This window comes from Flavobacteriales bacterium (assembly GCA_016124845.1).
In the GTDB taxonomy this organism is placed as follows: Bacteria; Bacteroidota; Bacteroidia; order UBA10329; family UBA10329; genus UBA10329.
Genome location: WGMW01000042.1, coordinates 1 through 15,823, shown reverse-complemented (window position 1 = coordinate 15,823; position 15,823 = coordinate 1). Strand labels below are relative to the sequence as shown.

Sequence of the window (15,823 nt, the reverse complement as noted above, 5' to 3'; positions counted from 1 at the left end):
GCATGAAAATCTCCATCCATATCACCATACTTTCCCTGCTGGCATCGCTGCTGGTATCATGTGGTCAACAAGCACAGCAGGAGGAGCAACCGGAAGCCACGCAGGCACCGAAGACACCCGTTTCGGTTGTGGGGGTTCAACATGGCTCGATCTATCACCCCATTACCCTGCTTGGCACCACCTTTTACCTAAAACGCAATACCATTACAGCACCCATTCCAGCATTCATCAAAGAGGTGAATGTGCATTTGGGCGATCAGGTGCAGAAAGGGGATGTGCTTTACGTACTACAGACCAAGGAGAGCAGGGCGCTGGGCGGAGAGTTGACCCTGCCAGATAGTTCGATGGCCGATTTTGGTATCATCAAAGTGAAGGCCGCGGCCACAGGAATGGTCACCACGTTGGACAAGCAGCAGTCAGGCGATTATGTGCTGGAAGGCGTGCAGCTCTGCACCATTGCCGAGAGCAACGATCTGGTGGTGCAGGTCAACGTACCGTTCGAATACATTCCACTGGCAGACAACGGCAAAAGCTGTCGGATCGTGTTGCCAGACAGATCGGTTCACACCGCAAAATTCACCCGTGCGCTCTCTTCCATGAACATGACCGCACAGACGCAGACCGTGCTTGCCAAATTCAACGAGCAGCTTTTTCTGCCAGAGAACATGATCGTTACCGCTGAGTTGAGAACAGGCGGGAACGGAACAGCTCAATTGCTCGCGAGGTCGTGCGTGCTTTCGGACGAAATGATGCAGGAATTCTGGGTAATGCGGATGATGAACGATTCGGTGGCGGTTAAAATTCCTGTAAAGATCGGACAGCGAACCAAAGATGAAGTGGAAGTGCTATCGCCCACATTCGCTCCAGATGATCGGATCATCTCTGTAGGCAATTACGGCCTTCCGGATACGGCACTCGTTGATATTCAGCATAATACGGCAGAATGAGCACGAAGAATTTCTTTCAGGTATTCACAAAACCGATCCTCTTTGTGGGATTGATGCTGTTGGCGATGGGAATTTATTCCTACACGCAGATGCAGACCAATCTTTTCCCGGAAGTGCTTTTCCCCCGCATAACGCTTGCGGTAGAGGCCGGCCAGCAACCGATCGACCGTATGATGATAACGGTGACAAAACCGTTGGAAAGTGCCGCCAAAAAAGTGAAAGGTGTGAAAGTGGTGAAGAGCAGCACCAGCAGAGGAAGTTGCACCATCGATGTGTTCTTTGACTGGGGAACGGACATCTACACCGCCAAAACACAGATTGAAAACCGTGTGAACGAGATAAAGGCGTTCCTTCCGCCCGGCCTCACCATTGCCACCGAGGCCATGAACCAATCCATTTTTCCGGTTTACGGCTACACCCTCGAAAGCACACAGCACGGTCTGGTAGCATTGCGAGATAAGGCCAATCTCATCGCCCGTCCCGTTTTCTCTCAGGTCAATGGCATTTCAAATGTGGTGGTCAGAGGCGGCAAGAACAAGGAGTTTGTGGTGGTGCCCGATGCGTTGAAAATGGCCACGCTGGGCATCACGCCTGCCAGCATTTCAAATGTGTTCAGCTCCAATAATTTCGTGATGTCGAACGGAGTGATCGAAGATTTCGACCGTTTGTATCTGTCGCTTACCGACACGCGTGTGATGGATGTGGATGATCTGGAGAACCTCATCATCAAAAATGATGGGACACGCATTGTCAAACTCAAGGACATCGCCAAAATTGAACTGAAAGAGCAGGTCGAGTTCATCGTGATCAACGCCAACGGCCACGAGGCCGTGCTGCTCGATCTGGTGAAACAACCGGGTGTTAACCTCTTGGAATTTGCCGCAGAATGCGAAGTGAAGGCAAAGGAAATTCAAGCACAGCTTCCGGCCGGCATGGTGCTGAAGCCGTATTACAACCAATCAGAATTCGTAGGAGACAGTATTCACAGCGTGATAAAGACCATTTACGAAGGGCTGTTTCTGGCCCTGTTGGTCATGGTTGTCTTCCTGCGTTCGTGGCGGGCAAGTGTAGTTGTTCTGCTTACCATTCCGGTTACGTTGGCGTTTTCAATTCTTGTTCTCTATCTGGTGGGAATAACCATAAACATCATGTCATTGGGTGCCATTGCTGCATCCATCGGCCTGATCATAGACGATGCCATTGTCATCATTGAACAGATCTATCGGAAGCACGAAGACCATCCCGAAAAAGACCGTTTCCGTGTTGTGCACGAGTCCATCCATGAACTTTTTCCTGCCATGGTCGGGTCGTCATTGGCCACCATCGTCATTCACTTTCCCTTCGGGTTGATGAGCGGTTTGGCCGGTAGTTTCTTCAAAGAACTTTCCGATACGATGCAGCTCACCATGGTCACATCGTTCTTGGTCACGTGGTTATTGTTGCCCGTCTTTCACATTCTCATCGGTTTCAAAGCGCCTAAAAAAACGCATCACAGAACACAGGCAGAGAGCCTGAAAAGACTGCGATGGCTTACATGGTTCTTCAACAAACCGATCATTTCCTTTTTGCTGATAGGCGCTTTTCTGTTCTCGGCATGGTTCAGTTACGGCAAGTTGGAAACGGGTTTTCTGCCCGATCTGGATGAAGGCGCCATCGTGTTGGATTACTATATGCCTCCCGGCACCTCGTTGCGCGAAACCGACCGCGTTCTGAAGGAGGTTGAAAAGATCATTGTGGCACATCCAGAAGTGGACACCTATTGTCGAAGGACAGGAATAGCCATGCACTTTGGTGCCGTTCCTTCCAATTATGGCGATTATTCCATTCAGTTGAAGAAAGATCATAAGCGGAGTACGGTAGATGTGAGTGATGATCTTCGAAAAGAGATCTCGGCCAAATTCCCCGTTCTCAACATTGAATTTGGACAGCGTATTGCCGATCTGCTGGGCGACCTGATCAGCACCGCACAACCCATTGAGGTCAAGTTTTTTGGGGATGATTATTCGAAACTCCAGAACATTTCGCGCCAAGCGGAACAGATAGTGGAAAAAATTGACGGTCTGGCCGACATCGAAAATGGATTGGTGATCGCGGGACCTTCCATCATTTTCAAACCCGATCAGGCGTTGCTTGCGCAGTACAATATTCCGCTGCTCGACTTTCAGAACCAGTTGGCCGCATATACGGGGGGCGTAACGCTTGGAATGAATGCCAATCAGCCTGTTCCTTCTCCAGCGCAAGCTGCCCTCACCTCGGGTATTCAGGTAGGGCAGATGCAGGATGGGGAGCAAATGCGGAACATCACGCTCCGATTCAGCGATCTGCACCACAACGATCTACAGAAGATCGAGAATCAGCTCATTTTTCTGCCCGATGGCACTACGCGACCACTGAATTATTTCTGCGATGTGGAGGTTACCGAAGGTGAAACCGAGCTGAACAGGGAGAACCTGAAGTCGTGCGTTGTACTTACAGCACGGCTCAATAACCGCGATCTGGGCAGTGCCATCTCTGAAATTAAGAAACAGCTGAACGCCAAACTGGCCTTGCCCAAAGGCTATTATATTGCCTACGGAGGTTCCTATGCCGAACAGCAACGCTCGTTCACCGAACTGCTTACGATTCTCATTTTGGCCTCACTGCTTGTTTTTGCTGTGTTCATGTTCCTCTTTAAAGAATGGCTGTTGTCGCTGCTGCTCCTTTTCATCTCGGTTATGGGCATTTGCGGTTGCATAGTTGCGCTTTACATCACCAATATTCCGCTGAATGTGAGCAGCTACACGGGCATTATCATGATCGTAGGTATCTTGGCAGAGAACGCCATATTCACCATTGCTCAGTTCCAGGCCAATTTCAAGGAATCGAACAATATCGAAGAGTCCATAAAATACGCGATCGCGCTCCGCATCCGTCCAAAATTGATGACCGCCATCGGGGCCATTCTTGCCCTGATGCCGCTGGCACTCGGAATCGGGCTCGGTGCGCAGATGCAGCAACCGTTGGCCGTTGCCGTTATCGGTGGTTTTGTGGTCGGTCTGCCCATGCTGTTGTTGGTGCTGCCCACATTCCTATGGTTGCTCAACCGTTCGAAGATGCAACCCGATCAGGCTTCGTAATTGATCAATCCTCCGAAAACGTTACCAGCATTTTGCGGTATTCCGTGAAGAGCTTTGAGCGGCTGATGAAACCACGGTACTTGCCGTTTTCAAGCACAGGAAGGTTCCAAGCATCGGTGTCTCTGAATGTGTTCACCACTTTTTCCATGGTATCTGTCACCTCCACGGTACCGATGGGCTCCTTCATGAGTTCGGCCACCGTTACGGTTTCGTATCTGCTCGTATCGAACATGATCTCGCGGACATCATCCAGCACAATGACGCCCACCAGTTTCTCCTCATCATCCACCACAGGAAAGATGTTTCTACTTGATGCGCGGATGACGTTTACCAACTGTCCGAGGCTCATTTCTGGACGGACACACATCAGGTTCTTTTCCAGCAGTTGCTCGATGCGCAATAGGGTCAGCACATTTCTGTCGGAATGGTGCGTAAGGAGCTCCCCACGACTGGCCAATCGGAAGTTATAGACCGAATGCGCAAACAGGCTTCTCGCCATGAGGAATGACACCGAGACCGCGATCATCAGCGGTACGAAGAGTGAATAACCGTTGGTGATCTCGGCAATGAGGAAGATGGCCGTGAGCGGAGCGCGCATGTTGCCGCCCATCAGCGCGGCCATGCCCACCATGGTAAAGTTGATCACCGAGATGTTATCGAAACCGAGCATGATGCAGACCTTGGCCACAATAAAGCCGATGGTACTGCCCATAAAGAGTGTGGGTGCGAAGATTCCTCCGATGCCGCCAGAGCCAATGGTCACCGAAGTGGCGATGGCTTTGAAAACCACCACGCCACCAAGGAAAAGCAGCATCAGCGGCAGGTCGGATTCCAAGCCTACAAAGAGTGAACGCGTGAAAATGTGGGCGTAATGACCATCGATCAAGGAGTTGATCAGGTCGAAACCTTCACCGTAAAGCGGTGGAAAAACGAAGATGAGCAGTCCCAGCACGCTGCCACCGATGGCAATTCTCAGGTACGGGTTTCGCTGGCGTCCCAGCACTTTCCCGATGGAGAGAAAACTGACCGTGAAATAGACGGAGAACAGTCCAGCGATCAGGCCGAGCAGAATGTAAAACGGAACATCCATAAGCTGCATTCCTTCCGTAAGCGGAAAATGGAAAAGCGTGTCGTTGCCGAGAAAAAGGCGCGATGTGACCGATGCAGATGCAGATGCCATCAGAAGTGGGACCAGCGAGGTGGTGTTCAGATCGATCATGATCACTTCCAGCACGAAAACGATGCCCGCAATGGGCGCGTTGAAGATGGAGGAGACCGCACCGGCCGTGGCACAACCGATGAGCAGCGTCCGCATCTTAAAATCGAAGTGGAACAACCGTCCGAAGTAGGAACCGATGGCCGAACCTGTGATAACGGTCGGTGCTTCCAATCCCACCGAACCCCCGAAAGCAACGGTAAAGGGTGCGGTGATCAATGACGCATACGTGTGGAAACTCGGAATTTTCCCGCCAAGCCTGCTAAGCGAGTAGAGGATGATCGGCACTCCTTCGCCCACAGGTTTCCGAATGACCCAACGGATAATGGAGTAGGTGATAAGAATGCCCAGCGCGGGCAACACGAAATACATCAGGTGCTGAACCTTGCTGAAAAGTCCGTTGACAACCAACGTTTGGATAACATGCACCGTGTTCTTGATGGTGACCGCCACCAAACCCGATGTGAAGCCTACCAGCACGCTGAGGATAAGCAGAAAAGTGCGGTGCGAGATATTCTTCAACCGCCATTGAACAAACTCCCGAAGGAGCTTTTTAGAGCGATCGGCAAGAAAACGATATGTACGCGCGATCGTTTTCATAGTCAATTACAGCAGGTGTTCGTCCACAAACTCACGGACGCAGGCGTCACCGCCCTTTCGGTTCAAGATCACGTTCACTTTCTGTTTCACGGCTTCTACCGCATCGGCCGGGCAGCCCGTAAAACCGACCGCATCGATCACTTGCAGGTCGTTGATGTCATCTCCGATGTAGGCCACATTCACCAAGCTAAGATTCAGTTCGGAGCACCATTCATTCAGCACTTCCAACTTCTCGCGCGAGCCGACATAGACCCGTTTCACACCAAGCGTTTCAGCACGGTTCTTCACAATCGTTTCTTGACTTCCCGAACTCAGAAACGCTACTTCAAAACCTTTCTTCAACGCCACTTTGATGGCCATGCCATCCTTGGTGTTGAACTTCTTGAACTGGTCGCCACCTTCGGTGTAATACATGCCGCCATCGGTCATCACGCCATCCACATCCAGCACCAGAAATTTGATGTTGTGCGTGGCGAATTCTTCAAATGCGTCTTGGTGTGACATGATGCAAATTTAGGAAGCCCCCTACATCCCCCAAAGGGGGACAAAACTGATGAGGAAGCGTTGGATGGTTTTCAAACTTTTCGGTTTTCCTCTCCTTTGGGGAGGTCAGGAGGGGTTTATATAATCTCTCTCCCAATTGCCTTGGCAATCGGCCTTAACGTTCCAAGCAACTCGCGGAACTCATCGTGGTTCAGTTGCTGCGAGGCATCGCTCTTGGCCACTTTCGGGTTCGGGTGTACTTCCACCAGAAGGCCATCCACACCCATGGCCACACACGCGCGGCTCAGGTCTGGAACGCCATACGCGTAACCCATGGCATGCGATGGGTCGAGCACCAACGGCAGATTGGTGTATTCTTTCAGATACGAAACCCCGCAAAGGTCCAAGGTGAATCGCGTCTTCGTTTCAAAGGTACGGATGCCGCGCTCGCAGAGCATCACATTCTGGTTTCCGCCCGAAAGAATAAACTCAGCAGCCTGTACGAATTCCTGCAAGGTGGTGCCGAAACCGCGCTTCAACAGCACGGGCTGTTTTGCTTTTCCGCACTTCTTCAGAATACCGTGGTCGTACATGGATTTGGCCCCGATCTGAATGATGTCCGCATACTCGATGATGTCATCGATCTGCGTGGCATCGCGCACTTCGGTAATGATGTTCAACCCGAACTCATCGCGCATTTTGGCAAGGAGTTTCAACCCTTCCAATCCCATTCCTTGGAACGAATAGGGCGAGGTGCGTGGTTTGTAAGCTCCCGCACGCAACGTGCTGATGCCCAATTCTTTCATCAGCGAAGCGGAGGAACGGATCTGGTCTTCGCTTTCTACCGAGCATGGTCCGCCAATGACAACCGTGTTGTTCGTGTTGCCACCGATGGCCACTTTTCCGAGTTGGATCTGACGGGTTTCCTTTCTGTATGCACGGCTTCCCAACTGCAGGTCGCTTTCCATTGCAAAGAATTCGTCCGTGTAGTTTTCCAGTTCTGTAGGTAATTCTTTTACGGACGAACTGTTTATAAGCACAAATCGACTTCCATCATTGATGCAGAAAGCCTTTGCTTTCTCGGCCAATTCGTGCGCTTTTGTTTCGCTTAAGTTCGCATTCAGGTTGATGATCATGCTTCTCCTTTAATGAGGTCGTTGAATGTGAGTGAGCCCGTCAACTTTCCTTCAGCATTCGTGACAGGCAGGTAATTAATGGGTATTGATTGATGACGGACGAAGCGCAGCAGTTCGGTCACGGTCATGTCTTCTTTAACTGTGATCGGTTTTGCATTGATAAGCGATTCAACTTGCAATGCATTCAGATTATCAATGCTTCTTAGAAACCCTTTCCGTACATCGGCATTGCTGATGATTCCGCTCAGAAAACCTGCTTTGTCAACGACTGCAGTAAACGCCATTTTTGCATCCTCAATGGATTGAAGCACGTTTTTCAGCGTCAGTTCAGATAGGTTGACGGTCGGGGTCTCGTCAATATCCCGCATAAAATCCGCCACTCGATAGTACGAATCCACCTCTGCGTTCTTCAGATTCAGCATGGCTCCGCCCACCGAATCCTGCTTGAACAGGTACGAACCCGAAACTGCGCAATGCACGCCAAGATTTCGCAGAATGAACGACACTTCGGCATTCACACCGCCATCCACATGCACCTGCTTGTTCGGGAATTTCCGTTTGAACTCGCGGATGCGTCTGAAATTCTGCTTATTGAATGTGCCGCCACTCACGCCTGGTTCAGTGGCCATCAATAGCACGAAATCGCAGCTGTCTGCAAATTCCGCAAACGCCTCCAACGGTGTTTCGGAAGTGAGCGCCAATCCCAATTTCTTGAACCCGATGGAAGGAAGTTCGCGGCTTCCGTTCAGGTTCTCGTATTGGATGGTGAGGTAATCGACAGGATGAACCTTCAATACCTTTTCGTATCGCTTGGGTTCCTCATAGATCAGGTGCAGGTCGATGGGCAATTTTGAGACAGAACGGATGGCTGAAACGTCATCGAACACACGCACATCATCAATACAATCGATGTGCAGCAGATCGGCATGGTGCGCCTCCAATTCCTTCACCGTTTCCAGAATGTCGTTGTTTCCGTTGGCGTATATGGAAGCTGAAATGCGCATCTATCGTGGCGCAAAAGTAGGGTTATTCCTTGTCAACCTCAGGTTCAGAAGCTGTGTTCTTTTCGATGTTTTCCAGCGTGGTGGAATCATTCTTCACCGTGATCAGAAATTGCCCTTCGGGAGTGTTCAGCAGGCGCTGCTTCGGCAAGTTTTTGTACGGGTCTTCCAACGAATCATCCTCCTCTTCCATGAGTTCGGGATCGGGAACGTTCTCATCATCCAGGTAAAATCCATCTTCAGAAACCTCATAGAATTCTTCATCCAAAGGTTTGCCTTTGAAACGTTCCCAGAGGTTGGAAGGCCCCACGAAAAAGAACTTGTAAGCCAAGATGGCCAAGATGGCCGTGAGAAGGACAAGGGCTATGTTCCGCGTCAAACTCATTTGTTCTTCGATTTCTCGTAGCGTTTATAGACCCATTCGATGACCATGCAGAATGCAACAATGGCAGCAGCTACGACCACGCCCGTGAGATTGTCCGAGAGTTGCTGATTAATGAGGACGGCCAGCGCAATGGCACATAGGATCGCACCCAGAATCGGCAGAAACTTGTTCCCACCGATCTGGTCGGAAAGTTTGAAACCGACCAGGTTCACCGTTCCGAAAATGATAAGGAACCCCACGCTACCTGCGGTGGAAATGCTTTCCAGTTTCAGCACGTTGACCAAGATGATGGTGACGATGCTGGTGATCAACAGCCCGATGGGCTCATTCCAAAATGTGGAGGCAAAGTGACGCGGCAGCTCGTCATCTTCCGCAATCTCAAAATTGACGCGGCTACCGCCATACAGCGAGGCATTGATGGCCGAAAAGGTGGAAATGAGGGCAGCAACGGTGATGATGGTGAATCCTACCTGACCCAGCATCGGTTTGGCCGCTTCGGCAAGCACGTAATCTTGCGCAGTGGCAATGGCCGAGAAGGGAAGCGAACCGACCGTGACCACGGCAATGGCCATGTAAAGCAGGATGACGAAAATGACCGAAAAGTAGTAGGCGCGCGGTACATTCTTGTTTGGGTCGATGATGTCGGGAGCTGCATTCGCGATCAGCTCAAAACCTTCGTACGCCACAAAGATGACCATGCCGCCTGCAAAGAGTTTGATCGGGGTTTCCCAATGTTCGGGCGATAGCTGCGGCAGGTTGGCATTGCCGATAAGACCGTAGGCCCCGATGCCCACGAAAGCAAGGAGAATGATCAGTTTGGTGATGACCGCAAACGACTCGATCTTTCCCACAATTACAATGCTGTAGTAGTTGATGATGGTGGCAAGCACGATGATTCCCGTGGCGTAAATGTGGAAGTCGATGCTGCGATTGCCCGTTATCTCCCAAAGGTTCGGAGCGTAGGAGCCGAATGCCGAAGCATACAGCGAGAGCATGATGATGTAGCTGATCCAAAGTAGGTTATTGATGCCACCGCTGAAAACGGAGATGCCGAATCCTTGATTGATGAACTTGACGGTACCGCCCCTGTCGGGAAAGGCCAGCGAAAGATTGACGTAGCTGTAGGAAGTGATCAGAGCGAGCAATCCTGCGAAAAGGAATGCAATTGGAGTTCCTCCCTGCGCAATGGAAACGGCCAGACCGAGTACTGCGAAGATGCCGCCACCGACCATGCCACCGATTCCGATGGACATTGCTTCACGCAGGCCGATCTTCTCCTTCATTCGGCCAAAGTTAGAACTTGAAGAGGTCGGAACTCAGGTAGCGGTCGCCACGGTCGCAGGTAATGCAGACGATGGTGCCGCTTTCGAGTTCTGAGGCCACTTTCAGCGCAGCCGAAAGCGCGCCTCCGCTGCTCATTCCTGCAAGAATTCCTTCTTCGCGGGCCATTCTGCGGGTGATGTCGGTGGCGTCATCCTGACTCACATCCACAATGCGGTCCACGCGTTCCGCGTCAAATATTTTCGGTAGAAATTCAGGAGACCAACGTCTGATACCTGGAATGCTGGAGCCATCGGTCGGTTGTGTACCCACAATCTGAATGTTCGGGTTCTGTTCCTTCAGGTAGCGTGAAACGCCCATGATGGTCCCAGTGGTTCCCATCGCTGAGACAAAATGGGTGATCTCGCCTTTCGTGTCGCGCCAAATTTCTGGGCCAGTGGTCTTGTAATGTTGTCCCCAGTTATCGGGATTGGCGAACTGATTCAGCATGAAGTATTCGCCTGTGGCGGCCATTTCTTCCGCCAGCTGGCGCGAGTATTCGATGGTCTTGGCAGCAGGTGTCAGGATTACTTCTGCACCGTAGGCTTTCATGGTCTGAATGCGTTCCTCTGTGGAATTATCGGGCATGATGAGGTGCATTTCCACACCTTTCAGCTGCGCGATCATGGCCAAGGCAATTCCCGTGTTGCCACTTGTAGCCTCCACCAGTTTATCGCCCGGTTTGATATCACCCCGTTTCAATGCTTCAGAGATCATGCCGTAGGCAGCACGGTCCTTCACGCTTCCGCCCGGGTTGTTGCCTTCCAGCTTGCAGAAAATGCGCACGTTCGGGTTCGTGTTCAGGTGTTGGATCTCTACCAACGGTGTGTTTCCGATAAGACTTTCGATTCCCATGGGTTACGAATTACGAATAAGTGCAAATATGCGAATGAGCTACAGCACAGGCATTGCCGTTGCCCAACATTTCAACGTTATAAACTCTCTCAACTGATCAACTCTTAATGGTGATCCTGTCCGTTTCCCCGCTTTCATCGCTCATGCTGGCGCTGTAATAGACCTTGCTTCCAGCAGGAACGCTTCGTGTGAGCCACACATTTCCACCGATCACCGAACCGCGGCCTACAACCGTGTTGCCGCCTAAGATGGTGGCGCCAGCGTAGATCACCACTTCATCTTCAATGGTCGGGTGGCGTTTGGAGGTGGCGTCTTTCTTGTCCACGCTCAACGCACCCAGCGTTACGCCCTGATACAGCTTCACGTGGTTGCCGATAATGGTGGTTTCGCCCACAACAACACCTGTTCCGTGGTCGATACAGAAATACGCACCTATGGTGGCCGAAGGATGGATGTCAATTCCGGTCTGCGTATGCGCATATTCGGTCAGCGCACGCGGTACCAAATGTGTTCCCATCCTATCCAATGCATTGGCAATTCGGTAGGCGCAGATGGCATAGAAACCAGGGTAGGAGCGTGCCACCACCTGCTTGGTCTTGGCAGCTGGATCGCCAAGGAATGTGGCTTCCAGATCTTTGTCCAATGCTTCTTTGATTGTAGGAAGCTGATGGAAAAACCTTGTCACGGTTTCCTCTGGATTCACTTCCGAACAGGAGCAAAGAATGTCGTTCAGCAGCGATTTCAATCCGTCATAATGCACTTCAAAATCGCCCAGATCCTCAAACTTGGAAGTGCTTCTTTCCGGATAGAGAATGCCCAGAAGTTCGTTCAGCCATTTGGCCACAACTTCTGGCGACAGGCATTTTCCCGTCTTCTGGTGCTGCTCGAACAGCGCTTTTATGAATGATTCCTCTGACATGAAGTTGGCGCGAAGTTAACACGGCCGGTTCATTCAAACCTGCCAGATCCAATAAACATCAGCTATCTGGATCTGTTCCGGCTACTTCTTCCCCCGCTTCTGAGGGGTGACCTCTTGCTTTTCAGGCCCGTTCACGTATTGCAATGCCACCTTCATCGGTATGCGTTTGCGTTTGTTGAAGGCGGTTACGAACGCATCTCCCAACCCTTGCTGCTGTAGCATGTCGCGGTGCGCCTGTGCTTCTTCGTAGGTGTCGAATTTCCCTGCGGTGAGAATGGTGAGGTCGTTCTCGCGGAACTCCTTCAACTTGTCCACCTCGAAATAATACTTGCGGAGGTCTTTGGGCAGCGTTTCGGCAAAGGCACCTATCTGCACACGGAACTCGATCTTCCCTTTCAGGTTCGGGGCAATGCTCAGGTCGTTCAGGCTCATCACTTCTTCGCCATACGTTTCGGGTTGGTTGATGTCCACAATAAAGGCATCGGGATAACCTTTTGCCCGTACCTCGGCCAGCAGTTCCTCCGCCTGTGAACGGAACGTCAGGTTGCCGATCACATAACGGTAGATCTTGTTCTCATCCACATACACGCCCACATTCTTCAGGTCGTGAAACTCGGTGGTGTAATTCGGTTTGAGCGATGCGCCCACCTGCACGCCATACAGCATGGAAGCCGTTGTGAAATTCACCTCGCGGGTCACCACTTCGGGCTCATCGGGCTGCATGCTCACCAAACGATCCTTCAGGTAATTGGCCGAACTGGCGTGTTCCGTATTCCGCGTTTTTATCTCCTGCGCCATGCGCATCGGTTCGTGGCAGAGCTCGATCCATTTCACGGCCTCGTTGGTGTAGAACGGGTCGCCCTGCGAATACACCTCCACAAACTTGTCGTAACGCTCCTTGGCCTTCTCACATTCCTTCATTCGGCTGTAGCCGATAACCAGGTAATACCAGCAGAATTCGGGTTCGCCCATGCCCGGGTCGAGGTCCGTTTTGCTGTAATCGGCCGCGGCCTTTTCCAAGTAGTTGATGGCCTCCTCAATGCGCAGACCTTCCTTAATGAGGCACATGCCGAGGAAGTAATTGGTAGCAGCCGATTGCGGGTCGTTCTTGATCAGGTCTTCCAGTACGGGAATCGCATCCCGTGTGCGGTTGGATGCCACCAACAGCTTGGCCTCCTCCAAGGGCGAACCATCCTTGGCCACGCCAAGTTGCACGGATGCAACATTCAGAAAGAGGGAAATGAGGATGAGGCTACGTGTTTTCATCTTGCTCCATGTGTTTGTTCAGTTTCACCGAGGTCTTGCCCTTGCGCATCCGCATGTTCACCATCTCCACAATGAGCGAGAAGGCCACAGCGAAGTAGATGTATCCCTTCGGAACGTGGAATCCGAGCGCATCGAGCACCAGCATAAAGCCGATGAGGATGAGGAATGCCAGTGCCAATATCTGCAAGGTCGGGTGTTTGTTGATGAAACGGCTGATGGCGCCCGAGAACAGCATCATCACGATCATGGAGATGATCACCGCCCCGATCATGATGAGCACATGCTCCGTAAGACCGATGGCCGTGAGAATGGAATCGAAGCTGAAAACCATGTCCAACGCCACAATTTGCACCAAGGCCGCGCCCAAGGTCAGTCCCGTTTTCATGCCCTTTTCCTGGTCATCGTTCTCGCCTTCCAGTTTGTGGTGGATCTCTGAGGTGCTCTTGCCCAACAGGAACAATCCTCCCGCCATCAGGATCAGGTCGCGGCCGCTGAAGTCTTGTCTGAAGAGGGAGAACAACGGCTCGGTAAAACCGATGATCCACGTAATGCCCAGCAGCAGCCCGATGCGGAAGATGAGCGCCAGCCCCAGCCCCAGGTTGCGCCCCTTGGCCTGTTGCGCCTGTGGCAGCTTATCGGTAACAATGGAAATGAAAATGATGTTGTCGATACCAAGCACGATCTCCAAGAACGTAAGCGTCAGCATGGCGATCCACGTCTCCGAATGCAAGAATATTTCCATGCAATGAAGATATTTCGGCCATATACCGAAACACCGCCACCCGCCAGCGGTTTGCTCACATGGGGGTGTTAATTAGTAGAAATGAGACAGTTTGAAGCACGCGTTGCAACGGTTTGCAGCTACAAGAGGTTGGCGATTTTAACCACAAATGTTGATGCGGAGAACCAAACTTTGGTTAAGCACAAATGTGTCTGCGGAGCACCGAACCGCCAATTTCTTGTGTGCTGTTGTGCGTTCGCTTTTTATTGTTTGTAAAATTCAATTCGTTTAATTATTTCTTGTCCCGATTTATTCAAGTTGGTCAAGTTGTATTTGAAAACGCTTTTGTCTGTGAATAAAACAAGAGTTGTCACCAAACGTCTACCACCACCTTTTTCCATTAGTAAATATTCAGTTATGTCACCCCATTCAAAAGCCTGTTTGCCAAGTTTAATTTTGTCTTTGTCAATAAAGATTTTGTATGACCATTTTGGGTTTAAGAAAAAAGTCCAAAGAACAAGCCCAATCCAAACAGTAACAAGTAATAAGGACACAATTGAAATTGGTAATAGTATATTCTGAATCACAAGTAGAAAAACAGAAAACCAACCAAACAGTCTTAAACAAATAAACAATATGGCAATAAGTCTTCGAAATTTTGAAGGTCTAACAACAAAAGTCTGCTCAAGATTCTTATGTTTTACAATTGTAGTTATGTCTTTAGCGAAGTAAAATACAGGAAAGTTGTCGTAACTCCTTTCCAACCAATTGCATTTTGATTTCTCTTCGTTCATAAATTCTTGAACTACATTCATATTTTGGATGTCTCGCTAAAGTGACGCATAACGGTTAGGCTATGGGGCGTGTCCCGCAGGGCATGCACTATAGCCGTTGTTGTAGCGCGTTTTTCTTTTTTATCTCATGTACTCGTTTTTGTGAACTTTACCTATTGTGTCGTTAGTACTATTCACTAAGTAAAAGTTCTTTCCCCCGGAAAACTCCGTTTCGTAATCTTCAACAAGTACTCGATTTAATTGGTCATCCGTTCTTAAGTCTGTAACGCTGAATTCTATGGTCCTTAAAAGGTCAAAGGGCATGTAAAAAGGCATAGAATTCAACCTGCCAATTCTCTTACTTTTTATTTTTTCCAATTGCGATTTTATTTCCTGCAACTCAATAATTTTTTGGTTGAATACATTTAATGAATCTGATGCTTCTCCCCTCCACGGGCCCGCTTCGGTAATTAGACTATCGTATCTTCTTATGACCTGTTCAACGCAAAATCTAAAATCAAGACTGTCCCATACAATTTGAAGCTCAGATTTACAGTCAATAGCAGAGGCCTCTCGTGACGACCAGATAGAAGTTACTGTATAACTGTTGTCAAAACCATCGTCCTTTGTGCCTTTCAGGTCGATACGGTGTTGAATGATTGTGTTGTCATAAATCTCGTACTCAATTCTTAGAGAGTCGCCAAACACTTCAACTTTCGAAACATTGTCGAAGTGGTTGGCTTGTTCCGTTGACATTTCATTCTGGCCGTTGTCAGTTGGTGCGGAGCAAGCACTAAGAATTGAAATTAATACTATCAGTGTCCAGGTTCTCATTTTAATGCGCTACAACGGGTACCGCTAAAGATAATGCGTTAGAAACTTCCGTCCTTTCGCCATGCACAAACAGCGTAGAACGAAACTGAGCCCGACTGACGTACTGTCACAAGCATTAGATTTTAGCGGGTGTGCCCGTTGCACAACCCAAATATACCTGTTGAAAACTCAGTTTTCCATGATCTTGACTTTTTGCGCGGTCGGTCCGACCTTCGGTAGATGCAAGGCAAGAAGAAGTATTCGGAGAAGCT

At 50.1% G+C, this 15,823-nt stretch carries 14 protein-coding genes; 2 read left to right on the top strand and 12 right to left on the bottom strand.

Annotated features, from left to right (window positions below):
- Nucleotides 1–2 precede the first annotated feature (2 nt).
- Both GC178_15145 and GC178_15140 read left to right on the top strand, forming a co-directional pair.
- Nucleotides 3–947, top strand: a complete 945-nt coding sequence (locus GC178_15145) for an HlyD family efflux transporter periplasmic adaptor subunit (protein ID MBI1288902.1) — start codon at nucleotides 3–5, stop codon at nucleotides 945–947.
- Nucleotides 944–4,063, top strand: coding sequence for an MMPL family transporter (locus GC178_15140; GenBank protein ID MBI1288901.1), 3,120 nt, complete (start codon nucleotides 944–946; stop codon nucleotides 4,061–4,063). Before GC178_15145 ends, GC178_15140 begins: the two co-directional genes overlap by 4 nt.
- A gap of 4 nt (nucleotides 4,064–4,067) precedes the next feature.
- On the opposite strand, the gene GC178_15135 is transcribed toward GC178_15140, so the two are convergent.
- The 12 genes from GC178_15135 to GC178_15080 all read right to left on the bottom strand — a co-directional run bounded on the left by GC178_15135 (nucleotide 4,068) and on the right by GC178_15080 (nucleotide 15,572).
- Nucleotides 4,068–5,879 (bottom strand): CBS domain-containing protein, encoded by a 1,812-nt coding sequence (locus tag GC178_15135; GenBank protein MBI1288900.1) that lies wholly within the window; start codon nucleotides 5,877–5,879, stop codon nucleotides 4,068–4,070.
- A 6-nt stretch (nucleotides 5,880–5,885) separates the two neighbouring features.
- On the bottom strand, nucleotides 5,886–6,383 hold the full coding sequence (locus tag GC178_15130) for an HAD-IIIA family hydrolase (protein MBI1288899.1): 498 nt from the start codon (nucleotides 6,381–6,383) through the stop codon (nucleotides 5,886–5,888).
- Nucleotides 6,384–6,499: 116 nt separating this feature from the next.
- Nucleotides 6,500–7,498 (bottom strand): 3-deoxy-7-phosphoheptulonate synthase, encoded by a 999-nt coding sequence (gene aroF, locus GC178_15125; GenBank protein MBI1288898.1) that lies wholly within the window; start codon nucleotides 7,496–7,498, stop codon nucleotides 6,500–6,502.
- Complete coding sequence (locus GC178_15120) at nucleotides 7,495–8,502, bottom strand: CBS domain-containing protein (GenBank protein ID MBI1288897.1); 1,008 nt, start codon at nucleotides 8,500–8,502, stop codon at nucleotides 7,495–7,497. The genes aroF and GC178_15120 overlap by 4 nt, the downstream gene beginning before the upstream one ends.
- 22 nt (nucleotides 8,503–8,524) lie before the next feature.
- Nucleotides 8,525–8,884 (bottom strand): hypothetical protein, encoded by a 360-nt coding sequence (locus tag GC178_15115; protein MBI1288896.1) that lies wholly within the window; start codon nucleotides 8,882–8,884, stop codon nucleotides 8,525–8,527.
- Nucleotides 8,881–10,167 (bottom strand): amino acid permease, encoded by a 1,287-nt coding sequence (locus GC178_15110; GenBank protein ID MBI1288895.1) that lies wholly within the window; start codon nucleotides 10,165–10,167, stop codon nucleotides 8,881–8,883. Before GC178_15110 ends, GC178_15115 begins: the two co-directional genes overlap by 4 nt.
- A gap of 10 nt (nucleotides 10,168–10,177) precedes the next feature.
- On the bottom strand, nucleotides 10,178–11,059 hold the full coding sequence (cysM, locus tag GC178_15105; GenBank protein MBI1288894.1) for a cysteine synthase CysM: 882 nt from the start codon (nucleotides 11,057–11,059) through the stop codon (nucleotides 10,178–10,180).
- 97 nt (nucleotides 11,060–11,156) lie between these two features.
- Complete coding sequence (locus tag GC178_15100; GenBank protein ID MBI1288893.1) at nucleotides 11,157–11,978, bottom strand: serine acetyltransferase; 822 nt, start codon at nucleotides 11,976–11,978, stop codon at nucleotides 11,157–11,159.
- A gap of 81 nt (nucleotides 11,979–12,059) precedes the next feature.
- Nucleotides 12,060–13,244, bottom strand: a complete 1,185-nt coding sequence (locus tag GC178_15095) for a hypothetical protein (GenBank protein ID MBI1288892.1) — start codon at nucleotides 13,242–13,244, stop codon at nucleotides 12,060–12,062.
- Nucleotides 13,231–13,986: a TerC family protein gene (locus GC178_15090; GenBank protein MBI1288891.1), complete on the bottom strand. Its 756-nt coding sequence runs from the start codon at nucleotides 13,984–13,986 to the stop codon at nucleotides 13,231–13,233. The genes GC178_15095 and GC178_15090 overlap by 14 nt, the downstream gene beginning before the upstream one ends.
- A 242-nt stretch (nucleotides 13,987–14,228) precedes the next feature.
- Nucleotides 14,229–14,759: a hypothetical protein gene (locus tag GC178_15085; protein MBI1288890.1), complete on the bottom strand. Its 531-nt coding sequence runs from the start codon at nucleotides 14,757–14,759 to the stop codon at nucleotides 14,229–14,231.
- Nucleotides 14,760–14,879: 120 nt separating this feature from the next.
- Complete coding sequence (locus tag GC178_15080) at nucleotides 14,880–15,572, bottom strand: hypothetical protein (protein MBI1288889.1); 693 nt, start codon at nucleotides 15,570–15,572, stop codon at nucleotides 14,880–14,882.
- Nucleotides 15,573–15,823: the final 251 nt, after the last annotated feature.